This window comes from Actinosynnema sp. NPDC091369 (assembly GCF_044757065.1).
Taxonomy (GTDB): Bacteria; Actinomycetota; Actinomycetes; order Mycobacteriales; family Pseudonocardiaceae; genus Actinosynnema.
Window position 1 is genome coordinate 110,709 of record NZ_JBIVUG010000017.1, and the last position, 22,838, is coordinate 133,546.

Annotated in this window: 19 protein-coding genes; 13 read left to right on the forward strand and 6 right to left on the reverse strand. The window is 71.7% G+C overall.

The window, feature by feature from the left end:
• Positions 1-83 precede the first annotated feature (83 nt).
• The gene (locus ACIQMJ_RS37365) at positions 84-2,189 is read right to left on the reverse strand and encodes an RtcB family protein (RefSeq protein WP_499765741.1); all 2,106 of its coding nucleotides are present in this window, start codon (positions 2,187-2,189) and stop codon (positions 84-86) included.
• A 118-nt stretch (positions 2,190-2,307) separates the two neighbouring features.
• Between ACIQMJ_RS37365 and ligA the strand changes: the two genes are divergently transcribed.
• From ligA to ACIQMJ_RS37385, 4 genes are all read left to right on the forward strand, one after another.
• Positions 2,308-4,299, forward strand: coding sequence for an NAD-dependent DNA ligase LigA (gene ligA, locus ACIQMJ_RS37370; RefSeq protein WP_499765742.1), 1,992 nt, complete (start codon positions 2,308-2,310; stop codon positions 4,297-4,299).
• A gap of 127 nt (positions 4,300-4,426) precedes the next feature.
• Entirely contained in the window at positions 4,427-5,398 is a 972-nt protein-coding gene (locus ACIQMJ_RS37375; RefSeq protein WP_499765743.1) for a methyltransferase, read from the forward strand.
• 161 nt (positions 5,399-5,559) lie between these two features.
• Positions 5,560-7,020, forward strand: coding sequence for a class I adenylate-forming enzyme family protein (locus tag ACIQMJ_RS37380; RefSeq protein ID WP_499765744.1), 1,461 nt, complete (start codon positions 5,560-5,562; stop codon positions 7,018-7,020).
• A gap of 3 nt (positions 7,021-7,023) precedes the next feature.
• Positions 7,024-7,917: a DMT family transporter gene (locus ACIQMJ_RS37385; protein ID WP_499765745.1), complete on the forward strand. Its 894-nt coding sequence runs from the start codon at positions 7,024-7,026 to the stop codon at positions 7,915-7,917.
• 21 nt (positions 7,918-7,938) lie between these two features.
• On the opposite strand, the gene ACIQMJ_RS37390 is transcribed toward ACIQMJ_RS37385, so the two are convergent.
• A complete protein-coding gene (locus tag ACIQMJ_RS37390) occupies positions 7,939-8,394 on the reverse strand; it encodes a DUF1877 family protein (RefSeq protein ID WP_499765746.1) in 456 nt (151 codons plus the stop codon).
• A gap of 274 nt (positions 8,395-8,668) precedes the next feature.
• Here ACIQMJ_RS37390 and ACIQMJ_RS37395 point away from each other — a divergent pair, with 274 nt between their 5' ends.
• Positions 8,669-9,268 carry a DUF1062 domain-containing protein gene (locus ACIQMJ_RS37395; RefSeq protein ID WP_499765747.1) on the forward strand — a complete coding sequence of 200 codons (600 nt, stop codon included), beginning with the start codon at positions 8,669-8,671 and terminating at the stop codon, positions 9,266-9,268.
• Between the two features lie 60 nt (positions 9,269-9,328).
• Here the strand turns inward: ACIQMJ_RS37395 and ACIQMJ_RS37400 are convergent, their stop codons facing one another.
• A complete protein-coding gene (locus ACIQMJ_RS37400; protein ID WP_499765748.1) occupies positions 9,329-10,519 on the reverse strand; it encodes a BMP family lipoprotein in 1,191 nt (396 codons plus the stop codon).
• A 160-nt stretch (positions 10,520-10,679) separates the two neighbouring features.
• On the opposite strand from ACIQMJ_RS37400, the gene ACIQMJ_RS37405 reads away from it, so the two are divergent.
• Complete coding sequence (locus tag ACIQMJ_RS37405) at positions 10,680-11,009, forward strand: DUF6204 family protein (RefSeq protein ID WP_499765749.1); 330 nt, start codon at positions 10,680-10,682, stop codon at positions 11,007-11,009.
• A 266-nt stretch (positions 11,010-11,275) separates the two neighbouring features.
• Here the strand turns inward: ACIQMJ_RS37405 and ACIQMJ_RS37410 are convergent, their stop codons facing one another.
• Positions 11,276-12,220: an NADP-dependent oxidoreductase gene (locus ACIQMJ_RS37410; RefSeq protein ID WP_499765750.1), complete on the reverse strand. Its 945-nt coding sequence runs from the start codon at positions 12,218-12,220 to the stop codon at positions 11,276-11,278.
• Positions 12,221-12,415: 195 nt separating this feature from the next.
• Here ACIQMJ_RS37410 and ACIQMJ_RS37415 point away from each other — a divergent pair, with 195 nt between their 5' ends.
• The 6 genes from ACIQMJ_RS37415 to ACIQMJ_RS37440 all read left to right on the forward strand — a co-directional run bounded on the left by ACIQMJ_RS37415 (position 12,416) and on the right by ACIQMJ_RS37440 (position 18,421).
• Positions 12,416-12,913 (forward strand): MarR family winged helix-turn-helix transcriptional regulator, encoded by a 498-nt coding sequence (locus ACIQMJ_RS37415; RefSeq protein ID WP_499765751.1) that lies wholly within the window; start codon positions 12,416-12,418, stop codon positions 12,911-12,913.
• 267 nt (positions 12,914-13,180) lie between these two features.
• Complete coding sequence (locus ACIQMJ_RS37420) at positions 13,181-13,717, forward strand: EF-hand domain-containing protein (RefSeq protein WP_499765752.1); 537 nt, start codon at positions 13,181-13,183, stop codon at positions 13,715-13,717.
• Positions 13,714-14,805 carry an isocitrate/isopropylmalate family dehydrogenase gene (locus ACIQMJ_RS37425; RefSeq protein ID WP_499765753.1) on the forward strand — a complete coding sequence of 364 codons (1,092 nt, stop codon included), beginning with the start codon at positions 13,714-13,716 and terminating at the stop codon, positions 14,803-14,805. The genes ACIQMJ_RS37420 and ACIQMJ_RS37425 overlap by 4 nt, the downstream gene beginning before the upstream one ends.
• On the forward strand, positions 14,802-15,431 hold the full coding sequence (locus ACIQMJ_RS37430; protein ID WP_499765754.1) for a cysteine hydrolase family protein: 630 nt from the start codon (positions 14,802-14,804) through the stop codon (positions 15,429-15,431). Before ACIQMJ_RS37425 ends, ACIQMJ_RS37430 begins: the two co-directional genes overlap by 4 nt.
• On the forward strand, positions 15,407-16,255 hold the full coding sequence (locus ACIQMJ_RS37435; RefSeq protein WP_499765755.1) for an SAM-dependent methyltransferase: 849 nt from the start codon (positions 15,407-15,409) through the stop codon (positions 16,253-16,255). The genes ACIQMJ_RS37430 and ACIQMJ_RS37435 overlap by 25 nt, the downstream gene beginning before the upstream one ends.
• A 627-nt stretch (positions 16,256-16,882) precedes the next feature.
• Positions 16,883-18,421 (forward strand): pectate lyase family protein, encoded by a 1,539-nt coding sequence (locus tag ACIQMJ_RS37440; protein WP_499765756.1) that lies wholly within the window; start codon positions 16,883-16,885, stop codon positions 18,419-18,421.
• Between the two features lie 197 nt (positions 18,422-18,618).
• Here the strand turns inward: ACIQMJ_RS37440 and ACIQMJ_RS37445 are convergent, their stop codons facing one another.
• Positions 18,619-19,302 (reverse strand): hypothetical protein, encoded by a 684-nt coding sequence (locus tag ACIQMJ_RS37445; protein WP_499765757.1) that lies wholly within the window; start codon positions 19,300-19,302, stop codon positions 18,619-18,621.
• Between the two features lie 295 nt (positions 19,303-19,597).
• On the opposite strand from ACIQMJ_RS37445, the gene ACIQMJ_RS37450 reads away from it, so the two are divergent.
• A complete protein-coding gene (locus ACIQMJ_RS37450) occupies positions 19,598-22,441 on the forward strand; it encodes an AfsR/SARP family transcriptional regulator (RefSeq protein ID WP_499765758.1) in 2,844 nt (947 codons plus the stop codon).
• Positions 22,442-22,452: 11 nt separating this feature from the next.
• Here the strand turns inward: ACIQMJ_RS37450 and ACIQMJ_RS37455 are convergent, their stop codons facing one another.
• Positions 22,453-22,671 carry a hypothetical protein gene (locus ACIQMJ_RS37455; RefSeq protein WP_499765759.1) on the reverse strand — a complete coding sequence of 73 codons (219 nt, stop codon included), beginning with the start codon at positions 22,669-22,671 and terminating at the stop codon, positions 22,453-22,455.
• Positions 22,672-22,838: the final 167 nt, after the last annotated feature.

Consider the following 22,838-nt stretch of genomic DNA (forward strand, 5'->3'; position numbering starts at 1 on the left):
CTGAAGACGGCTGCCGACAGCCATATTCACCAACCCCCGCTCCTGCTCCGGTGATCTTCACCGCCACCCTACCAACCCGCCGGTCAGTCGCCCTTCACGTTGACGATCTGCCGCAACGTGTGGCGCACCTCGACCAGGTCCGCCGCGTCACGCATCACGACGTCGATGTCCTTGTACGCCGCCGGGATCTCGTCGATGAACGCGTCGGTGTCGCGGTACTCGATGCCGACCATGGCCTTGCGCAGGTCGTCCCGGTCGAACGCCCGGCGCGCGGCCGAGCGGGAGTACTCGCGGCCGGCGCCGTGGGGCGAGGAGTTCAGCGCCACCGGGTTGCCCTTCCCGACCACGACGTACGACGCGGTGCCCATCGACCCCGGGATGAGACCGGCCCGCCCCTTCTCGGCGTTGATCGCACCCTTGCGGGACAACCACACCTTCTTGCCGAAGTGGGTCTCCTGCTCCGTGTAGTTGTGGTGACAATTTCCCGTGAGGATGTTGTCGGACAACGCGAACGAATGCGTGTCGTCGACGACCGCGCAGTACACCTCGGTCGTCTCGCCGGTCGGCCGCACCGAGAGCACGGTCCAGCCACGGCGCTCGGCAGCGTGCCGCCCGGCCACGAACCGGGCGCGATGCTCCTCGATCAGGAAGAACTCCGGATCGAGGTCGCCGCGCATCAGGCCGACGAGGTGCAGCGCGGTCGGCTCCGTGCCGGAGCCGGTGCGCATCCGCGTCCTGATGCCGAACGTGCCGATGCCGACGGCCTGGCAGGCCAGGCGCACGTACTCCAGGTCCTCACGAGACGCGGAGGCGAGCGTCGGCCGGCCGGTCGCGTCGACGTCACCGTCCGCCGCGAAGTAGCCGGCGAGCCACCCGTACAGCACGCCCGGGGGTGCGTCGAGTGACGGCCGTCGGGTCTTCCACTCGACCGGGAGCCCGGCGATCCGCTTCATCGCGCCGTACGTGCGGGGCGGACGCCCGAGCCCTTCGAACAGGAGAAGCATCGCCAAGTCCTTCGTGCCGCAGAAGTTCGCGTAGGAGCGGTTGCCGACGCGGTGCCCGTCGCCGTACACGAACCCACGAGCCGCCGCCTCGCGGTCCACCGCGAGACCGTCGGGCCGACGGGGGAACGTGAACCGGAGTCGTTCACCGGGCTTCAGCTCGGCCGTCGTCGCCTCGTACTCGTGCCCACGGCGCGACCGCAGGAGCCAGCGGTGGTCGGCGGTGGCGCGGAGCGTCTTGATCACGCCGGAACGGCCCAGCACGACCTCGTGGACCTCCTGCCGCCCGAACGACCGGACAGGTGCCTTGACCCACTCGCCGTCCGCGGTGAGCAGTTCGTGCACGCCGCCTGCCAGAGCCTCGATCGGACGCGTGCCCGTGCGGGTGATGACCTGCGTCTCGCCGGCGAAGCAGTTCACCACTTCCCGGCGCTCCACCTCACGGCCCGTCCACTCGGCCACGCGGGCGACGACCCGGTCCATCATCTCCTCGCGGTTGAGCCAGGCGAACTCCTGCGCCCACCGCATCTCGCGGATGTAGTGCCAGAACTCGTCCTCGCCCTCGACCAGGTACGCCAGGTCCGGGTCGGGCAGGTCGATCCACCGCCGCTTGCACTGCTCGTGCGCGATCCGGATGTGCTTCTGGGCGATCTTGTTGCCCACGCCGCGCGACCCGGAGTGCAGGAACAGCCACACCCGCCCGGTCTCGTCCAGCGTGACCTCGATGAAGTGGTTGCCGCTGCCGAGCGTGCCCAGCTGCAACTCCCAGTTGGCCGCGTACCGGCCGGGGTCGAAGCCCGCCGCCTCCGCGCGGCGGGTGAGCTCCTCGACGCGCTCGCGCGCGGTGTCCGTCATCCGCGTGTTGTACTTCCCGGCCGACAGCGGCACGGCGTCCTCGATCGCCTCGCGCAGCGGCGCGAGCGGGCGGGACCGGAAGTCGTCCAGGGTGAACTGGGTGCGCACGGCGATCATGCCGCAGCCGATGTCGACGCCGACGGCGGCGGGGATGATCGCGCCCAGGGTCGGGATGACGCTGCCGACGGTGGCGCCCTTCCCGAGGTGCGCGTCGGGCATGAGCGCCAGGTGCGGGTGGATGAACGGCAGCCGCGCGGTCTTCTCGGCCTGCTCGCGCGTGCCCTGGTCCAGGATGGACGCCCAGTTCACCAGTCGCTTGCTGATCTGCTCCACGGTTCTCCTCTGCTCGCCGCAGAAGTTAGGCCCGATCGGGCGGCTCCGCGACCGAGATTCGCGCGCCCGTGCCCCGTGCGCACGGGTTTTGTCGGGGGTCGCCGGTAACTTGTGAGCCGTGAACGCTCGGGAACGCATCCAGGAACTCGCCGATCAGGTCGTCGTGCTGCGCGACGCCTACTACCGTGGCTCGCCGCTGGTGGCGGACGCGGAGTACGACGCGATCGAGGACGAGCTGCGCGGTCTGATCGAGGCCCACCCGGACCTCGCGCCCGACCCGAACCCCCTGGACCAGGTGGGCGCGCCGGCCGTGCTGCACGCGCCGGTCCGGCACTCGCGGCCGATGCTGTCGTTGGAGAAGGCGACCAAGCCCGAGCAGGTCGCCGCGTTCTTCGACCGCTTCCCCGGTCAGCCGGTGGTGGTCATGCCGAAGCTGGACGGGCTGTCGCTGGCGCTGGTCTACGAGGACGGGCGGTTGGCGCGGGCGGTCACCCGGGGTGACGGCACGACGGGCGACGACGTGACGCCGCTGGTGCGCGCCCTGGTGGACGGCGTGCCGGAGCGGGTGGACGCGCCGGGCCGGGTCGAGGCGCGCGGCGAGGCCGTGATGCTGCGCTCGACGTTCGCCGCCTACAACGCCGCGCACCCGGACAAGCCGCTGATCAACCCGCGCAACGCCGCCGCGGGCACGCTGCGGGCGAAGGACCCGGCCACGGTCGCGGAGCGCCGGTTGCAGTTCTTCGCCTTCGACCTGGACACGTCGGCGGACGCGACGGCGGCCGACCTGGAGCAGGGGTTGCGGGCGCTGGGGTTCGCCGTGGCCGACATGCGGCACTGCGAGGACGCGGCCGCGGCGCAGGAGGTGATCTCGGGCATCGAAGCGCGGCGCAACGAGCTGGACTACGACCTGGACGGCGCGGTGCTGCGGCTGGCGAACCGGGACGCGTTCGCCGCCGCGGGCACCCGGTCGAACTCGCCGCGCGGCGCGCTGGCGTTCAAGTTCGCCGCCGAGGAGAAGACGACCCTGTTGCTCGACGTGGTCTGGGACGTGGGCAAGACGGGCAAGATCGCGCCGGTGGCGCACCTGGAGCCGGTGTTCGTGGGCGGCACGACGGTCACCCGCGCGACGCTGGCCAACCAGGAGGTGATCCGGGCGCGCGGGATCAAAATCGGGGACACGGTGCTGATCCGCCGGGCCGGTGACGTGATCCCGTTCGTGGCGGGCGTGCTGGACGAGTCCCAGCGCACGGGAGCGGAGCGGGAGATCGTGCCGCCGGCGGCGTGTCCGTCGTGCGGCCAGGGGTTGACCGAGCAGGGCAACAGCCGGGAGTTGTTCTGCACCAACGTCGCCTGCCCGGCGCAGACGGTGCGCCGGTTGATCCACTGGGCGTCGCGGGCGGCGGCGGACATCGAGGCCGTGGGTCCGGTGTGGATCGAGCGGCTGGCCGAGGCGGGGTTGCTGGAGCACCCGTCGGACTTCTACCGGCTGACCAAGGAGCAGCTGCTGGAGTTCGACCGGATCGGTGAGACCTCCGCGACGCGCATGATCGACTCGATCGCCGCCGGCCGCGCCGTGGGTCTGCGCCGGGCGTTGATCGGGCTGGCGATCCCGTTGGCGTCGGAGGGCACCGCGACCCGGCTGTGCCGCGCGGGGTTCGGTTCGCTGGAGGAGGTGGCCGACGCCGACGAGGAGCGCCTGGTCGCGGTGGAGGACATCGGGCCGAAGGTCGCGGCCTCGCTGACCGAGCACCTGACCCGGTTGCGGCCCGAGCTGGAACGGCTGCGGCAGTACGGGGTGTCGTTGGACGTGCGGGAGGAGGACCTGCCGCCCGTCGTGGCGTCGGACGCGCCGCTGGCCGGGAAGACGGTGGTGGTCACCGGCGCGATCAGCGACCCCCGTTCGGGCGAGAAGGTGCCGCGGCCCACGTTCCAGCGGCTCTGCGAGAAGGCGGGCGCGACCACTGCGACCTCGGTCTCGGCGAACACCGACTACCTGGTCACCGGGGCCGATGTGGGCGCGAGCAAGCTGACCAAGGCGGAGAAGCTCGGCGTCGAGGTGGTCGACCAGGGTGTGATCTGGCAGCAGTTGATCGAGGCCGGCATCGCCTGACTCCGCGCGGGGGCCGCGGGCGCCCGCGGGACGGGCGGCCCGCGGCTCGGCGTGTGACGCGTCGACGTTGCTGGGACAGTGGGTCGTCGTGGGACATGACGAGAGTGATGCGCGCACGATCCTCCGGATGGCCGGGTTGGCCACCCCGATGGCCCTGCGGGTGGCGGTGACGTTGGGCCTGCCGGACCGGCTGCTCGGCGACGGCGCGCCCGTCGACGTGGTCGCGGCCGAGCTCGACGCCGACCCGGTCGCGCTCGACCTCCTGCTGGGCCACCTCGCCACCCTCGGGCTGGTGGAACGCACCCCGACCGGCTACCGGACGACCGCGTTCGGCGAGAACCTGCGCGCCGACGCCGACAACCGCCTGACCGACCTGCTGCACCTGGACCGCGCGGGTGGGCGGGGCGAGGTCGTCCACGTCGACCTGCTCCACAGCGTCCGCACCGGCGAGGCGGCCTACCCGCTCCGGTACGGGCGGGACTTCTACACCGACATCCACGACCAGGCGCACCTGCGCGAGTCGTTCGACCGGCAGATGACGCGCCGGTTCCGCGACCAGCTCCCCCGGATCGTCGCCGGTGTCGACTGGTCCCGGTTCGCCACGATCGTCGACGTGGGCGGCGGCGCGGGCGGCCTGCTCGCCGCCATCCTGGAGGCCCATCCCCACGTGCGCGGCCACGTGGTCGACCTCGAGGAGACCGCCGCCGAGGCCCGTCGCACGTTCGACGACCGCGGTCTCACCGACCGGGCGCAGGTGACGGGGGGCAGCTTCTTCGACCCGCTCCCGGCGGGCGCGGACGCGTACCTGCTGGTCGACGTCCTCCACAACTGGGACGACGAACACGCCCACCGCATCCTGGCCCGCTGTGCCGAGGCCGCACGGCCCACCGGGCGCGTCCTGGTCGTGGAAGCGGTCGGCGGTCTGCGCGCCGACACCGAGAGCGACCTGACCATGCTGGTGATCTTCGGCGGCCGCGAGCGCCGGCTGGAGGAGTTCCGCGCGCTCGCTTCCGCACACGGCCTGGAGCTCGACGGCGTGACCGAGGTGACCGACCAGCGCTGCCTGCTGGACTTCCGGTTCCCGGACGCGACCCGGTGAATCACCGGGTTCACTCGATGGAGTGACGCGGTGTGCCTGGCGGGCGGCCGGGCGGCCGGCATCGCTTGACAGTCCACGTCACCGGTCGCCAACCTCGTCCACGCGGCGACGACAGGGGAGGTCGTGGCCGACCAACTTTCGACGTGATATCGGGGGGAATCATGTCGGTGCGCAGTGGCGCGAACCTGGTCGAACGGCTGGCACGACGTGCGCGTGACCGCGGCTGGCTGGGGCGACCGGCCTACCACGTCGGAGCCGAGACCTACCGGTTCTCCGACGTCTACGAAGGCGCGGGCCGAGCCGCCGCGGCCTACACCGCGCGGGGCCTCGGCCCGGGCAGCCGGATCGCCCTGGTGCTGCCGGACGGCATCGACGTGGTGTGGGCGTTCCTCGGCGCGCTGCGGATCGGGGCGGTCGCGGTGCCGGTGAACTCGACCATGCACCCAGACGAGGTGCGCCGCGCGCTGACGATCGCGGTGCCGGACGCGGTCGTGTGCGAGGAGGACTGGGGCGGTCCGCCCGGGATCGCGCCGCACGAGCTGGATGCCGACGGTGACGCGCCCTACGCGCCCGTCACGTCCGACAGCCCGGCCTACGCCGTCTTCACCTCCGGCACCACGGGCGACCCGAAGCTGTGCTTCCACACCCACGGCGACCCCGAGGTGTACGAGCAGGCCATCGGGTCGGTCATCGGCCTCACGCCGGACGACGTCACGTTCTCGGTGTCGCGGATGTACTTCGCCTACGGGCTGGGCAACTCGCTGTTCTTCCCGCTGCACCGCGGCGGCACGACGGTGCTGTCCCGGGAACGCGCCACCGAGGACGACGCGCTGCGGATCGTCAAGACCCACGGCGTGACGGTGTTCTACGGCCAGCCGAGCTTCTACGCGCGGCTGCTGCGCCACCCCGACCACGAGCTGCTGTCGGACCTGCGGCTCGCGGTCGTCGCCGGCGAGGTGCTGCCGGACGTGCTGGAGTCCCGGCTGCGTCGGGTGCTCGGCGAGCGGTTGCTCAACGTCTTCGGCACCACGGAGATCGGGCACGCGTTGGTGGCCGACGAGATCGGCCGCGGTCGTGCCCACGCGATCGGGCGCGTCCTGCCGCCGTACCGGATGCGGATCGTGGACGGGACAGGCGCGGAGTCGCCGCCGGGCGTGCAGGGCGCGCTGGAGGTGGCGGGCCCGTCGATCGCGCTGGGCGTGGCACGGGGCAGCGACCCGCCCCTGCGCGCCGGGGATTCCTGGTACGCCACGGGTGACGCGGCGACCGTGGACGAGGACGGGTACGTGCGGCTGCACGGCCGGATGGACGACGTGGAGATCGTCGGCGGCCAGAACGTGCACCCGGCCGAGGTCGAGGACTTGCTGATGCGGCACCCCGGGGTGCGCGATGCCGCGGTGTGCTCGGCCCGGCGCGAGACCGGTGTGACGAGCCTGCGCGCGTTCGTGGCGTTGGCCGACGACGCGTCACCGGAGCGGGTGCGCGCCGACCTGCTCGCCACCGCGCACGCGACCCTCACCTGGTACAAGGTGCCGGAGGACGTCGTGTTCGTGCCCGAGCTGCCGCGCACGCCGACGGGCAAGCTGCGCCGACGCGACGTCCGCGCGATGGCGGGGGGCTGAACCGTGGAGCAGAGCGGTGTCACCACCAAGGCCGCCGCGGCGGTCCTGGTCACCATGGTGCTGTGGGCGTCGGCCTTCGTCGGCATCCGGTACGCCGGGGAGCACTTCGAGCCCGGGTCGCTGGCGCTGGGACGGCTGCTGGTCGGCGCGATCGCGCTCGGCGCGGTCGCCGCGGCGCGCGGTGTGGGCGTGCCGCCGAGGGCCGCGTGGCCGGGGGTCATCGGCTCCGGCGTGTTCTGGTTCGCGCTCTACATGGTGGCGCTGAACTGGGGTGAGCGGCACGCGGACGCGGGGACGGCCGCGCTGATCGTCGGCGTGGGCCCGATCCTGGTGGCGTTCCTGGCGGGGTGGCTGCTGCGCGAGGGTTTCCCGGCGAGGCTGCTGGCCGGGCTGGTGATCGCGTTCGCGGGTGTCGCGGCGGTGGGGCTCGTCGACCACGGCGGCGGCTCGACGACCAAGGGCGCGCTGCTGTGCCTCGTCGCGGCGGCGGGGTACGCGGTCGGGGTCGTGGCGCAGAAGCCCGCGCTGCGGCACGCGTCCGCGTTGCAGGCCACCACGTACGGCTGCGTGGTCGGGGCGATCGCGTGCCTGCCGTTCGGCGGGCAGCTCGTCGGCGACCTGCGCCACGCCCCGGCGAGCGCCACGTTCGCGGTGGTGTACCTGGGGCTGCTGCCGACCGCGCTGGCGTTCTACACGTGGGCGTACGCGCTGTCCCACATGACCACCGGCAAGCTCGGCGCCACGACCTACCTGGTGCCGGCGCTCGTCGTGCTGCTGTCGTGGGCGTTGCTGGACGAGGTGCCCGGTCTGGTGGCGCTGGCGGGCGGTGCGCTGTGCCTGGTCGGCGTGGCCGTGTCCCGGGGCAGACCCCGACCGGCCGTCACGGCGGCGAGGTGACCCGCTCCCGGGGGCGGGGCCTCAGAAGCTGAAGTCCCGGATCGCCGCGCCACCGGCCGCGGCGGTCTCCTCGAAGAACGTGACGAGGTCCCGGTAGTGCCCCCGCAGGTACTCGACGTCGTCGGCGTCCCACAGGTGGTTCATCGGGTAGACGTCCTGCTCGCTCAGCTTCTCCGGGTCGTAGTGGGCGGCCAACACCTCGAACGGCGTGGCGCTCAGCAGCTCCGCCGCCGCGGCGACCGCGGCGGCGGTCCACCCGAACAAGGCCGACCGCCGGTCGACGGGCTCGCCGTCCTCGTACAGGTCGACCCGGACACCGGCCGCGTCCAGCAGGAACTGGATGCCGGCCCACGACTTCTCGAGGAAGCAGTACGGCACGTCCTCGTCGGCCACGTGCTCCCGCGCCCACTCCGGGTCCGCGAACGCCCGGTCCAGTTCCTCCGGGGTCACCCTCGTGAACGACAGCGTCATGCCCATGTGCCCGCCACTCCCCCATCACCAGTCCCACCCGACGGCAGGCTCCACGACGAAAACCCGTTGCCTTACGCGCTCAGGGTGAACATCATGTCGCACATGGACCTGTGACCAGTGACGAACGCGACGTGCGGGTCACGTCGCCCCGGCCGACGCCCTCGGTGGCCGTCGGCCGTACCTCGCTGGTTCCAGGAGGCAATCCGCAGCGCCATGAGCGCGCTGTCCGGCGTCTCCTCCCCACGCCCTGGAGTCTGCCCAAGCCATGCCTTCTTCCCGCGTGCCCGCAGAGAGCGCCGACCGGAAAGCGCTGTGGGTCGTCAAAGAACTCGGCCTGCCCGCCATCGTCACGTCGTGCTTCTCGTGCCGGTCGACCCGCCACCACCCCACCGACAAGTTCCGCGTGAACGCCAACGGCAAGCTGCTCGACGTCTGGGTGCTGATCGGCTGCGACGGGTGCGGCCGCACGTCCAAGATCCCCATCCACGAACGCGTCCACGTGCGAACGCTGGAGCACGAACGCCTGCGCCGGTTCGAGAACAACGACCCGGCCCTGGTCCGGCACCTGGTCATGGACCCGGTGACGGCCGGCCGGTCCGGGTACCGGCTCGACTGGAGCGGCACCTGGGACCTGGAGACCGACATGCCGTTCTACGCCTTGTCCGACGAGGACCCCGTCCCGCTGGAGGTCGTCGTGAGGTTCGAGCTCCCCGCACCCATCCGGGTCGAGAAGCTGCTCACGGCGGGTTTCGGCCTGAGCAGACCCACCATCCGGACCCTGGTGGCCTCCGGTCGCATCAGCCTGCCCCTGCCCGTCGACGCCAGGGCCCGCGAGGACTTCACCTTCTTCGTGACGCCACCGGCCGAAGCGGCCGACTAGCGCCGAAGTCCCCGCCGGCGGTGGATCGCGCTGCCGGCGGGGACTTCCCGTGCCGACGGACTACGGCTTGTCCGTGACCTTGATCGTGCCCGCGATGATCTGCGCCTTGAACCCTTCGAGGATGCCCTGCAGCTTCGCGTCGATCCGGCCGCCGGACGTGGCGTAGCCGACACCGTTCACCTTGAGGTCGAAGACGTCCGGCAACGAAGCCAGGTCGTCCTCCGCCGCGGCCCGGACGAAGTCGTACACCGCCACGTCGACGCGCTTGAGGCTCGACGCCACGATCACGTCCCGGGTGTCCGCGAGCGCCGGCTGGTTGTACTGGTCGGCGTCGCACCCGATCGCCAGCACACCCGCCTGCTTGACCGCGTTGAAGACGCCGATGCCCGACGCGCCCGCGGCCGGGTAGAGGACGTCCGCGCCCTTGTCGATGAGGCCCTTCGCCGTCTCCAGCCCCTTCACCGGGTCCTGGAAGCCGGTGAAGTCCGTGGCCGGCGTGATGTACTTCTTCTCCACCACGACCTTCGGCGCGGCGGCCTTCGCGCCCTGGACGTACCCGGCCTCGAACTTGTGGATCAGCGGGATGTCGACGCCGCCGACGAAGCCGACGTGGCACTTCCTGCTCTGGTACGCGGCCACGACACCGGCCAGGAACGCGCCTTCCTGCTCGGCGAAGACCAGCGGCGTGACGTTGGCCGCGCCCGGCACGGCCGAGTCCACCAGACCGAACCGGACGTCCGGGAACTCCGGCGCGACGACCTTCAGCGACTCGGTGTACGCGAAGCCGACGGCGACGATCGGGTTGAAGCCCTCACGCGCGAGCTGGCGCAACCGGGACTGCTTCACCGACTCGTCCTCGCTCGGCGCGGCGGACAGCTCGCGGGTGTTGTCCTTCGCGACGCCCAGGTCCTTGATCGCCTGGTCGAACCCGGCGGCGGCGAGGTCGTTGAACGACGCGTCACCCCGGCCACCGATGTCGTAGGCGAGACCGATCTTCAGCGCGCTTCCGTCCACCTTGTCACCGTCGGAGGCCCGTGTGCTCTCCGTGACGCTGGTGGCGGCGGGCGCGCTGGGCGGCGTCGCGAACTCGCAACCGGCGACCGTGGTCGGCCCGGCGGGGCTGTCCCCGGAGTTCTTCGCGCAGGCGCTCACCGCGACGAGGCTGGTCAACGCGATCACGGCGACAACGGTCTTGCGTGTACGACGGCGCACGGCTCGTCCCCTTTCCTGCTCTTCGAGCAGACACCCCATGGCCGCATCCGGGCCGGCGCGAGGGACCGTACCTCCTCGCCACCGCCACCCGGTCGAACGCTCATCCACTGGGAAAGCGTGCGGCCGGTTAAGTCGATTGCGATCCGCCCGGCCACTGCCCCACCATGCACGGGACTGCCGGACGAACGAGGGGCTGCACATGGTCGAGCACACCTACCGGGTCATGGTGCGCGGCAGGTTCACCGACCTCGACGACACCGCCCGCGCCCGCCTGCTGGCCGAGGTCGACCAGCACGGCGTGCTCACCAACGGCTTCTCCGAACAGGGAGCCCTCTCCTACGACCGGACCCTGGACTTCTTCAGCTTCCGCGTCCAACTGCGCGCCGAAGTCGAACCCACCGACCGAACCGTCCGCGACCGCGCCCTGGCCCTGGCCTCCCGCGCGCTCGACCGACTCGGCGTCGACTTCCGCGACATGCGCGCCACCGCCACCGACATGGACCTGATCAAGATCCGCCGTCCCCGGTAGCGGATCCCCCGCTGCGTGCCGGAAGCTCAGGCTGGCGCACAAGTCCTTCGGTGGTGAAGGTGCCGGCGTGAACCGTGCGGGAGTTGGCACGGTTTACACCCCGAGGAGTTCGACGGACTGACCGCGCGGAGTGCCGCGGTGAGGACCGCCTCTTCGTGCGGCACGGTGCAGTGCTCACGATCGGACCGAACACTCCTCACCGAGATTCACGCCCGCGCCGCGCGGGTCAGCACCACGGCCGGCGACATGGGCTCTCGGATGGCGTGTCAGACATCGGAGACGAGGAAGACGACCTTGCCGCGAACCACGCCCGACGCGGCCTGGGCGTGGATCGCCGGCAGTTCGGTCAACGGCACGCGCTGGGCCACGTCGACCCGCAGCGCGCCGGAGTCGACCAGGGACACGAGCTTCGCCAACTGCTCGGCGTCACTGCGGACGTAGAGGTCGATGCCGCGCACGCCGCGGTCCTCGTCGGTCGGCGCGGGCATCCAGACCGTCGTGTTGACGACGGCTCCGCCCGGTCGGACCAGCGTGACCAGCCCGGCCAGGACCGCCGGGTCGACAGGCGCGAGGTTGAGCACCAGGTCGACCTGCCCGGTCACCGCCGACAGCACGCTGGTGGTGGTGTGGTCGACGACCTCGTCGGCGCCGGCGGTCCGCACGGCCTCGGCGCTGCTCGGACTGGCCGTGGCGATCACGTGCGCACCAGCCCACTTAGCCAGCTGGACGGCGTAGCCGCCGACCGGTCCGCCCGCGCCGTTGACCAGCACGCGCTGCCCGGCCTCCACCTGACCGTGGTCGAAGAGCGCCTGGTAGGCGGTGAGGCCCACCGACGGCAACGCGGCGGCGTCGGCCAGCGGGATCCCCTTGGGCGCCGCGGTCAGGACGTCCGCCGGTGCGAGGACGTACTCGGCCGCGGCGCCGGGCTTGGTCATCGGCAGGAAACCGACTACAGCGTCACCGACCGCGAGGCCGTCGACGCCTTCGCCGAGGGCGTGGACCGTGCCGGCGACGTCGAGGCCGGGGGTGTGCGGCAGGTCGACCGGGATCGGCCCCTGCATGACGCCGAGGCGGATGTTGCCCTCGACCGGGTTGAACGTCGTGGCCGTGACGCGGACCAGCACCTCACCGGCCGCGGGGACCGGCTGCTCGACGTCCTCGTAGCGCAGGACCTCGGGACCGCCGAACTCGTGGAAACGCACTGCCTTCATGGCGACTCTCCCTCGCGGTTTGCTTCGAACTCGAAGCATCTGGCACTGACAGTAGGCTTGCTTCGAATTCGAAGCAAAGTGACGTGCGGCACGTCGTGGCCCCGCGGGTGCCGCACCCGACCCGGAGCACCGACTCGCCCCCCACCCGCCGGACGGTCCGTGATCCTTCAAATTCGAAGCAATAGACTGGCGCGCATGACCGACTCCCCGCCGTCGCTCGACCCCGTCCAGCTGGGCGCCTACTTCGACCTCGTCGAGGTGACCAGCCTGCTGCGCCACGCGGTCGAGCAGCAGCTGAAGGAGGCGGGCGATCTGAGCTACGTGCAGTTCCAGCTGCTGGCCCGGCTCGGCGACTCGCCGACGGGCAGCCACCGCATGACCGACTTGGCCGACGGCGTCGTCTACAGCCGCAGCGGCCTGACCTACCAGGTGGGACTGCTGGAGAAGGCGGGCCTGGTCGAACGCACGCCATCCGCCGACGACGAGCGGAGCGTCACGGTCACCATCACCGACGCCGGACGCGCGCTGCTCGCGGCCGTGCTGCCCGGACACGTCGAGGTCGTCAGCAGCCTGCTCTTCGAACCGCTCTCCCCGTCCGACGTCACCGCCCTCGCCGCACTGCTCGCACCGGTGCGCGACCACATGCGGTCCACCCCGCCGCGATCGGCAGCGCCTCGCCGTCGCAAGAGCTGACGTCGCCGCCCGAAAGCCACCACCCCGCCCTCACAAGTCCTCCGCGCAGCCTGTCGCCTTCTCCGGCGGTTGCGTGGGCGATGACGTCCGCGCTCGAACAAACCCGGGCGGCGGCCGACAATTCACACTTTCCAGTGAAGACGCGAGTGGTTCGACCAGGCACGCGCAGCCTTCGACATCATGGGGACACCGCCACCGGGCACGGCGGCGGGACGACGGCGCGATTCCACCCGATGGCGCGTCGTCATTTCCGACGGGAGAAGAACCATGAAGCACCCTCAGGCTGCGCTGAGTCGGGTCGACCTCGTCTTCGCCTTGTTCGACGCCAACGGCTCCGGTGAGATCGAGGCGAACGACTTCGAGGACATGGCCCGCCGGGTGGTCGAGGCGGCGCCGCAGTCCGACGCGGCGGCGAAGGAAGCGATGAACGCGGCGTTCCACCGCTACTGGAAGACCCTCGCCGAGGAACTGGACGACGACCGCAACGGTCGCATCGACCGGGACGAGTTCGAGGACATCGTGCTGTCCCCCAAGCGGTTCGAGTTCACGATCGACGAGTTCGCCCGGTCGTTGGCCCGGTTGGGCGACCCGGACGGCGACGGCCTGATCGAGCGGCACGTGTTCACCGCACTGATGTCCGCCATCGGGTTCGAGCAGCAGAACATCGACGCGCTCTTCGACGCCTTGGAGCCCGACCCGGACGACCGGATCTCCGTGTCGGTCTGGGTGGACAGCATCAAGGACTTCTACCGACCGGACGCGGCCGGCATCCCCGGTGACCGCCTGGTGCCGAGCGCCGGATGACGGCGGAAGTCGGGCTCGCCGTGGGACGGGGTACCGGCCCCGAGCTGGCGGCGGTGTTCGAACGGGTGGTGCACCGACTGGGGCAGCTGCACGGCGTCACCCCGGCCGTCACCCGCTCACCCCGGACCTACCACTCCTACCACTCGCTGCGCGCCGAGGCCGGCGGGATCGCGGACATGCGCCGGCTGACCGAGGACGACGCCGGGCACTACGAGCGGTTCTGCCGGGCACTGGCCCGGCGGGGCGCCGCCGCGGTGTTCCGCACGGCCGTCAACGCGCAGTCGCTGTACCTGGTCCGGCAGCGGCTGCGGGCGGTGAAGGTCGACGTGGTGTCGGCGCCCAGGTCGTCGCCCGATGCCGCGTTGCTGCTCGTCCGGGACGAGGCCCAGGGCTTCTACACCGGTGAGAACCGGCACGCGCCGGGGGTGATCACCCGCACGATGCAGTTCAGCCGGGAGGTCACCGACGACGTCATCGCCCACGCCCTGGCGCGCGGGCGGCGGCAGTGGCCGGACGGCGGCCCCGACCGGATCGTCATGGCTTACAAGCACCACCTGCTCGACGGCGCGTTCGACGACTGGGTGCGCGCCGCGGCCGAACGCCACCGGGTGCGGATCGAGCTGAGCCAACCCGACACCGTGAACCGGAACCTGCTCCAGCACGGCTTACCCCGGCGGACGGTCGTCGTGGCCGGCAACGAGTGGGGCGACATCATGCACGTCGTCCTGCTGGACCGCTACGGCGAGGACAAGCAGGAGAACCGCTGCACCGAGAACGTCTACCTGCACCCCGATCTGGCCGGGCTGGTGGAGTACCAGACCGTGCACGGCTCCGCCGACGACCTGACCGGTCGCGACACCGTCAACCCGGTGGCCACGGTGCGGGCCGCGGCGGCCGTCGTCGAACGGCACTGCGACGGCGCGGGCGCGATCGAGTCGACGGAACGGGCGCTCGCCGCCGTGACCGCCCGCGGCGTGCTCACCCCCGACCTGGGTGGGCGGCACTCGACCACGGCCGTGGTCGACGCGCTGCTCGCCGAACTGCCCCACCGGCGCGTCGGGCAAGCGCGGCTGGAGGCGGGATCGTGACCCGGACGGCCTTGATCGTCGTGGACCTCCAGAACGACTTCTGCACCGGACCGGTCGCCGCGACCCGGTACCGCAAGGACCCCGCGCGCCTGGACGCCGTGACGACCAACGCCGCACGCGCGGTCGACCTGGCGCGGGCCCGCGGCACCGAGGTGGTGTTCGTCCGCTTCGTCGGCGACGTCGAGCACCAAGGCCCGAGCTGGCGTCGTCGCAACGACCGCGGTGGTCGGGCGCCGACCTGCGTCGAGGGCACCTGGGGCGCGCAGTTCCACAAGGTCACGCCGGCGCCGGGCGAGCTCGTGGTCACCAAGCACGCGTGCTTCGACGCGTTCCTGACCCCCGGCTTCGAGCCACACCTGCGCCGGCGGGGCATCGAGCACCTGGTGTTCGCCGGCGTGTACGCGGACGTGTGCGTGGACTCGACCGCCCGCACCGCCTTCCAGAAGGGCTGGCACATCACGGTCCTCGTCGACAGCACCACCAGCCTGCTCCAGCGCGACGAGGACACCACGCGGTTCATGGCCGACCTGTACGGGGCCCGCACCACCACCCACGACCGCCCCGACACGTGGTGCGATCCCCTCGGACGAGAGGACGAACGGTGCTCGGTGAGGGCGTCGCGCTGACCGCGCTCATGGTCGCGGCTGCCCGCGCGATCGAAACCCACCGCCCGGACTCCCTCGCCCGCGACGACTACGCCGAGCACTTCGTGCGAGCCGCACCGGCGTCCGCGAACTGGCCCGTGCACCCGCGCGACGTCCCGGACGGCGAAGCGAACCCGCTGTGGGGCCGGCTCGCCCGCTACTTCGGGCTGCGCACCAGGGTGCTGGACGACATCGTGCTCGCCGCGGGCAACCGCCAGGCCGTGCTGCTCGGCGCCGGCCTGGACACCAGGGCGTTCCGGCTCGACTGGCCGCCCGACTCCGTCGTGTTCGAGCTCGACCAGGCGCCGGTGCTGGACTTCAAGCAGCAGGTCCTGGACGGCCTCGGAGCACGCCCGCGCGCCACCCGCCACCCGGTGGTCGCCGACCTCCGCGACGACTGGGCGCGGCTCCTACCCGGGTTCCGGCCGGACGAGCCCACGACCTGGCTGGCCGAAGGCTTGCTGCTGTACCTGCCCGGCGACGCCGAACGCCGGCTGGTCGACACCGTGGACCGGCTGTCCGCACCCGGCAGCACCCTGGCCTACGAGGTCAAACTGGTCCGGGAACACCCCGCGGTCCGCCACAACCCCGTCTACACCTCGACCAAGGCCCAAACCGGGATCGACCTGCTCGCCCTGTTCGACGACGACCCCCGCCCCGACTCCGCCGCCGCCCTCACCGCCCGCGGCTGGACCACCCGGGTCCACACCCCGTTCGACTTCACCCACCACCACGGACGCGGACCGCTCCCCGAGCCCCACGACACGCTGGCCGCCAACCGCTGGGTCATCGCCACGAAAACCTGACCCGCCGCGGCCTGCTGCGCGCGGTGATCGTCACAGCGGCGTGCGCTACCGGGGTGGACGCGGAAGCTGTGCCAGTGCCGTCTCGGTGATGCCCCGCAGGGTGCCCTCGTCGATGCCGGCCTTGCCGAGGGCTTCGACGTCGGCCGCGATGACCCGGTGAAGGCCCTCGAAGGTCTTCCGCGAGCGGGCCGAGACCAGCGGTGGAAGAGATCGAGGTGGACATCGGCCGGACCGCCCCGGCCCGCGTCCGCCTCCAAGTCGGCCATCGAGTCAGCGACGACAAAACGGGAGGGGACCGCGGGGTCGCATTTCGGTCGTCGATTGAGAAGTTCTCGACGCAAGTGTTCGACTGCCCGCCCGCTCCAGGGGCGCCACCCACGGAGAGTAATGGTTCACAAGTATGAACGACACTGCTGCGGAACAATGGCCGTGGACACGGTAAAAACCGCGTGGTAAGTGACCGGCATCGTTCACCGACGTGAATATTGTTGCCAGTTGCGCACAGTTGCGCAATGCTTCTGGGAGCGTTCCCAGGACGTGCTGACCAGTGCCGATCCCGCCCGTCGGCCGGCGTTCGGTGTCGCTGGGTAACCGCTGTCCACGAGTGCTGTTGCAAGGAGGCGACGCATGAGCATGCGCATTGGTGAACGCGCGAGAAGCCGGACCGCGAGCATTGCCGCGGCGGTGTCGGTGGCGGCTTTGGCCGGAGGCTTGGTGATCGCGGCCGGCTCCAATGCCAGTGCGGCGGTCGGGTGCCGTGTGGACTACAGCGTCACCAACCAGTGGGACGGCGGGTTCGGCGCCAACGTCACGGTGACCAATCTGGGCGACGCGGTGTCGAACTGGACGTTGCAGTGGTCGTTCGCGGCCGGCCAGAAGGTGACGCAACTGTGGGGTGGGGAGTTCTCCCAGTCCGGCAGCGCGGTGACGGTGCGCAACGCGTCCTGGAACGGCTCGCTGGCCACGGGCGCGTCGGTCACGCCGGGCTTCAACGGCTCCTGGACGGGTTCCAACCCCGTACCCACCTCCTTCACGCTCAACGGCGTGGCGTGCACCGGACAGTCCACCACCACGACGTCGACCTCCACGTCGACTTCCACCTCGACGTCGACCTCCACCACCACGTCGACCTCGACCACGACCACCACGACCTCGAATCCGCCCGCGGGCGTCGCGACCGGTTACGCGTCCCAGAACGGCGGGACCACGGGCGGTCAGGGCGGGGCCACGGTCCGGGCCACCACGGGAACGCAGATCCACCAGGCCCTGTGCAGCCGCGCCAGCAGCAGCACGCCGATCATCATCGAGGTCGAGGGCACCATCAACCACGCCAACACGGCCAAGGTCTCCGGCGACAGCTGCTCGACCGCCGCCGGCGTGATCGAGCTCAAGCAGATCAGCAACGTCACCATCATCGGCGTCGGCAGCGGCGCGGTGTTCGACCAGTTGGGCATCCACATCCGGGAGTCGCGCAACATCATCATCCGGAACGTGACCATCCGGAACGTCAAGAAGTCCGGCTCCCCCACGTCCAACGGGGGTGACGCCATCGGCATGGAGAGCAACGTCCGCAACGTCTGGGTCGACCACACCACCCTGCTGGCGTCCGGCGGCGAGTCGGAGGGCTACGACGGCCTGTTCGACATGAAGGACGACACCCAGTACGTGACGCTGTCCTACAGCACCCTGCGCAACTCCGGCCGCGGCGGGCTGGTCGGTTCCAGCGAGAGCGACCGCTCCAACGGTTTCGTCACCTTCCACCACAACCTGTACGAGAACATCGACTCGCGGACGCCCCTGCTGCGCGGCGGCATCGGCCACATGTACAACAACTACTACGTGAGCCTGAACGAGTCCGGCATCAACTCGCGTGCCGGCGCCAAGGCCAAGGTGGACAACAACTACTTCAAGAACTCCAAGGACGTCCTCGGCACCTTCTACACCGACGAGGCCGGCTACTGGCACGTCAGCGGCAACATCTTCGACAACGTGACGTGGTCCAGCCCCGGCACCGACACCAACCCCGCCGGGCCCGACGTCAAGTCCACCACCACCGTGAGCATCCCCTACAGCTTCCGGCTCGACCAGGCCAACTGCGTGCCGAGCGTCGTCAGCCGCACAGCGGGTGCCAACACGGGTTTGAAGGAGTCCGACGGCACCTGCTAGTCGCGGGGGCCTCTACCCAGGCGCGGTCGGATCGAACCGCGGCCACCGGGCACTCCCTGCCCGGTGGCCGCGGTTCCGGCGCTGCCGGACCCGTGGCGATGTCGAACCATCGGGGTGCGGGTATCCGGTGGCGCACAGCCGAAGCCCCCGCCCGCGGCCCGTCGGGGGGAAGGCCGCGGGCGGGAACACCCCTCGGGTCAGGACAGCAGGACTGTCCGCGAGGTCTTGGCGACCGGGCGGCTGGTGTTCGCGGTGGCCAGGTCCGCGGCGATCTGCACGGAGGTGTCGTGCTGACCCTTGTCGCCGTTGTACGCGGTGCAGCCGTACCACTCGAGCATGCCCTCGCGGTACACGCCCTTGCAGGTCGGCGCGAGCTTGGAGATCACCGTCGTGTTGCCGTGCACGAGGGTGTCCGCCAGGCCCTGCGTCGTCAGGCCGGCGCGCCCGCGGGCGATCAGCGCCACCGGGCCGACCGCGTCGAGGGCGAACCCGAGCTGGTCGATCGCGCCGGGGTCGACCACGGCGTCGAGCAGGCTGTCGATGTAGGTGACGCAGGCGGTGGCGTCGCGGGCGAACGCCTGGAGCGTGTCCGGCGTGAACCGCTCGATGTCCGCGAAGTCGATGATCGCGGCCCGCGCGCACGCCTTGGCCTGCGCGGTGGCGACGAGGTCGATGTGGGAGATGATCTCGTTCTTGGCCGAGTTGATCGCGCTGAGGATCTGCCTGGTCGCCTCCTCCACCGACATGCCCGCCTTCGCGAACTGCTTGTACGCCGAGTAGGCCGCCTGGGCGGCCGCGATGATCGCCTGCACCGTGGTCGCCGACACCTCACCGGACTGCGACGCCGTGGCCGGGGCCGCCTGCGCGCCGGGAGCCGCCATCGGCAGGACCATCGCCGTGGCCAAGACCGCAGCCGTCGTGCCGCGCACCAGTCGCGATCGCCTGCCGCTCCCCGGTGCCTGCGCGACCGTTCGTTGCCGTAACCGCATGGAGTCCTCCGTGACCGTGATGGGAGTGCGGCGAGGACCGGCGTGTCGTGAGCTCGTGCCGTTCCGGGCCGCCACGTCCGCCACCTTGCTCGACCGAACGAACGAAAACCTGCGGGAAACCTGCAACCGCCCGAAGCCCCTGCTAGACCGGGATGACGGGGGCCGGTCGGCGAGAGGGAGTTCCGCGGTGACGGTGGAGTTCCGCGTGTTGGGCCCGGTGCAGGCGTGGATCGGCGGGCGGCAGGTGGACCTCGGTCACGCCCGGCAGCGGTGCGTGCTGGCGGTGCTGCTGGTCGAGGCCAACCAGTGGCTGTCGGCCGACCAGCTGCTCGACCGGGCCTGGGGTGACCGGGTCCCACCCGGCGGCCGGAACACCCTCTACGGCTACCTGTCGCGCCTGCGCCGGGCCCTGCGGACCACCGAGCAGGCCGCCATCGTGCACCGGTCCAGCGGGTACGAGCTGGTCGTCGACGAGGAAGCGGTGGACGTGCACCGGTTCCGCCGGCTGGTCGCGCGGGCACGCGCCGAGACGGACCAGGTCCGCGCACTGGAGCTGGCCGAGGCCGCCGCCGGGCTCTGGCGGGGCGAGGCGCTGCTCGGGTTGGACACACCGTGGGTCACGTCGGTGCGCCACGGGCTGGAGCGGGAGCGGTTCGCCGCCGACACCGACCGGTTGGACCTGGCGCTGCGGCTCGGGCGGCACGCCGCACTGCTGCCCGAGCTGACCGACCGCGCCGCCGAGCACCCGCTGAACGAGCACGTGGCCGCCCAGCTCATGCTCGCCCTCTTCCGCGCCGGTCGCCAGGCCGAGGCCCTGGACCGGTACCGGTGGCTGCGCACCCGCCTGGCCGACGAACTCGGCACCGAACCCGGATCGGGCCTGCGGCGGCTGCACCACCGAATCCTGGCCGCGGACCCCGACCTGGCCTCGCCCGAGGCGGACCGGTCGCCGGTGGTACCCCGCCAACTGCCCGCGGCGCCGACGCCGTTCACCGGCCGCGTGCCCGAGCTGACCGAGCTCGACCGCGCCCTGGTCGCGGCACCGGGCCACGGGTCCGCCGCGTCGGGCGGCCCGGCGGCCGGCACAGGGGCGATTTCGGCGGTGGGCGGGGTGGGTGGGGTCGGCAAGACCTGGCTCGCACTCGCCTGGGCGCACCGCAACCTGCACCGGTTCCCCGACGGGCAGCTGTTCGTGGACCTGCACGGGTTCAGCCCCACCGGGGAGCCGACCGACCCGGCCGACGCGCTGCGCGGCTTCCTCACCGCCCTGGGCGCCACCACCGACGGGGCCCAGTCGGACCCGGGCGTCCTGTACCGCAACCTGATGGCCGGGCGGCGAGCGCTGGTGCTGCTGGACAACGCCGCATCCGCGGACCAGGTCGTGCCGCTGCTCCCGGGCAACTCCACCTGCACCGTGCTGGTCACCAGCCGCACCAGCCTGCCGTCGTTGATCGACCGGCACGGCGCGCACCACCTGCCCCTGGGCGTGCTCACGCCCGTGGAGTCCCGCGCCCTCCTGGCCGCACGGCTGGGCGAGCACCGCACCCACGCCGAACCCGACGCCATCGACGAGCTGGTCGGGCTGTGCGGTCGGCACCCCCTGGCCCTGGCGATCACCGCGCGGCACGCCGCCACCCGTCCCCGGCTCCCGCTGGCCGAGTTGGCCGCGGAACTGCGCGAGGCGGGTCTGGAGATGCTCGACCACGACACCGACCTCACCGCCAGCCTGCCCGCGGTGCTGTCGTGGTCGCTGCGCCACCTCACCGCGCCGCAGCGGGTGGTGTTCGTGCTGCTCGGGATCGCGCCCGGACCGGACATCGACCTGCCCGCCGCCGCCTCCCTCACCGGACTGACCCCGACCGAAGCCCGCAAGGGCCTGCGGGTGCTGGAGGACCACTCGCTGCTGGACCGGCACCCGCACGGCCGCTACGCGATGCACGACCTGGTCCGCGCCTACGCCACGACGGCGGACGAGCACCTGCCGGAGCCGGCGCGGGAGGCCGCGCTGGAGCGGCTGGTCGACTTCTACCTGCACACCGCCCACGCCGCCGACCACCTGCTGAACCCCTACCGCCCACCGATCCGGCTCAGCCCACCCGCGCCCGGCACCCGGTCCCACCCGTTGCCCGACCGGGCGACCGCCCTGGCCTGGATGGACGCCCACCACCTGCACCTCCTGGCCGCCCAGCAGGACGCGGTCACCCGGCGCCACCACCGGGTGGTGTGGCAGATCGCGTGGACCCTGGGCACGTTCCACCGCCTGCGCGGGCACATCCACGACGATCTGGCGGTGTGGCAGGCCGCGGCCGAGGCCGCCACCCACCTACCGGACCCCGGCACGCACATCCTCGCCCACCGGCTCCTGGGCCACGCGCACGCCGAGCTGGAGCAGCACGAGCGGGCCATCGACCACCTCCACCGAGCCCTCGACCTGGCCCGGCAGCACCGCGACCTCGCGCAGCAGGCCCACACCCACCACGCCCTCACGTGGGCCTGGGAGCAGCGCGGCAACGACCGCAAGGCCCTCGACCACGCCCGGCACGCCCTGGACCTGTTCCGCGCCCTCGGCTCCCCGGTGTGGGAGGCCACTGCCCTCAACATGGTGGGCTGGCACGCCGCCCGCCTGGGCGAGTACGAGGTCGCCCGCGAGCACTGCCAGGCCGCCCTCGACCTGTACCGCAGCCACGACGACCTCGACGGTGAAGCGGACACCTTGGACAGCTTCGGCTGGATCGAGCACCACACCGGCCACCACCTCCGGGCCGTCGACCACTACCGGCAGGCGCTCGACCTCTACCAGGCCGTCGGCAACACCGCCGAGGCCGCCGACACCCTGGACAACCTCGCCCACCCCCACCTCGCGCTCGGCGACCACGCCCGGGCTCGCGCGGCCTGGCGGGAAGCGCTGGACCTCTACCGCCAGCAGGGCCGCGACACCGACGCCGAGCGCGTCCGCCGACGGCTCGCCGACCTGGAGCCCGCGTCGACCAGGACCGGGAACGCGGGGAACGGCGGCCCGGTGCCGTCCTGAACGGGTCGGCCTCACAGCCGGGACCCCGGCACCTCGACCTCGCGGCCCGACGAGAACGAGTCGAAGCCGTGCTCGACCGGGACGTCGTCGAGGTGCTCCCGGCGCCCGAGCGTCAGGACGGCGAGGTCGACCAGGACGTCGCCCCGGCTGCCTCTGCCCGAACGAGCACGAATCCACAGCCACCCAACCGCAGGGCGTCCCGTTCCGCCGACACAACCGAACGCAGCCATGGGAGCCGTTGAATGCAACCCGACAGCGTTGAACGCGCTCGACGGCTCCCACTTGGCTCCCACAGTCCACTGCCCCGTGTGCACTGGAACCTTCCGCGCTGACTGTGGTATCCCTCAGGCCGGACAAGCGATCCGCACTCGCAACGCAACGGGCATTCCCGCGTCCG

Coding starts and splice junctions, on each gene's coding strand:
- ACIQMJ_RS37445 (WP_499765757.1), bottom strand. CDS start 19,302: ATGGCGGCTCCCGGCGCGCAGGCGGCCCCGGCCACGGCGTCGCAGTCC.
- ACIQMJ_RS37420 (WP_499765752.1), top strand. CDS start 13,181: ATGAAGCACCCTCAGGCTGCGCTGAGTCGGGTCGACCTCGTCTTCGCC.
- ACIQMJ_RS37425 (WP_499765753.1), top strand. CDS start 13,714: ATGACGGCGGAAGTCGGGCTCGCCGTGGGACGGGGTACCGGCCCCGAG.
- ACIQMJ_RS37455 (WP_499765759.1), bottom strand. CDS start 22,671: ATGGCTGCGTTCGGTTGTGTCGGCGGAACGGGACGCCCTGCGGTTGGG.
- ACIQMJ_RS37415 (WP_499765751.1), top strand. CDS start 12,416: ATGACCGACTCCCCGCCGTCGCTCGACCCCGTCCAGCTGGGCGCCTAC.
- ACIQMJ_RS37410 (WP_499765750.1), bottom strand. CDS start 12,220: ATGAAGGCAGTGCGTTTCCACGAGTTCGGCGGTCCCGAGGTCCTGCGC.
- ACIQMJ_RS37380 (WP_499765744.1), top strand. CDS start 5,560: ATGTCGGTGCGCAGTGGCGCGAACCTGGTCGAACGGCTGGCACGACGT.
- ACIQMJ_RS37440 (WP_499765756.1), top strand. CDS start 16,883: ATGAGCATGCGCATTGGTGAACGCGCGAGAAGCCGGACCGCGAGCATT.
- ACIQMJ_RS37405 (WP_499765749.1), top strand. CDS start 10,680: ATGGTCGAGCACACCTACCGGGTCATGGTGCGCGGCAGGTTCACCGAC.
- ACIQMJ_RS37400 (WP_499765748.1), bottom strand. CDS start 10,519: ATGGGGTGTCTGCTCGAAGAGCAGGAAAGGGGACGAGCCGTGCGCCGT.
- ACIQMJ_RS37375 (WP_499765743.1), top strand. CDS start 4,427: ATGGCCGGGTTGGCCACCCCGATGGCCCTGCGGGTGGCGGTGACGTTG.
- ACIQMJ_RS37390 (WP_499765746.1), bottom strand. CDS start 8,394: ATGGGCATGACGCTGTCGTTCACGAGGGTGACCCCGGAGGAACTGGAC.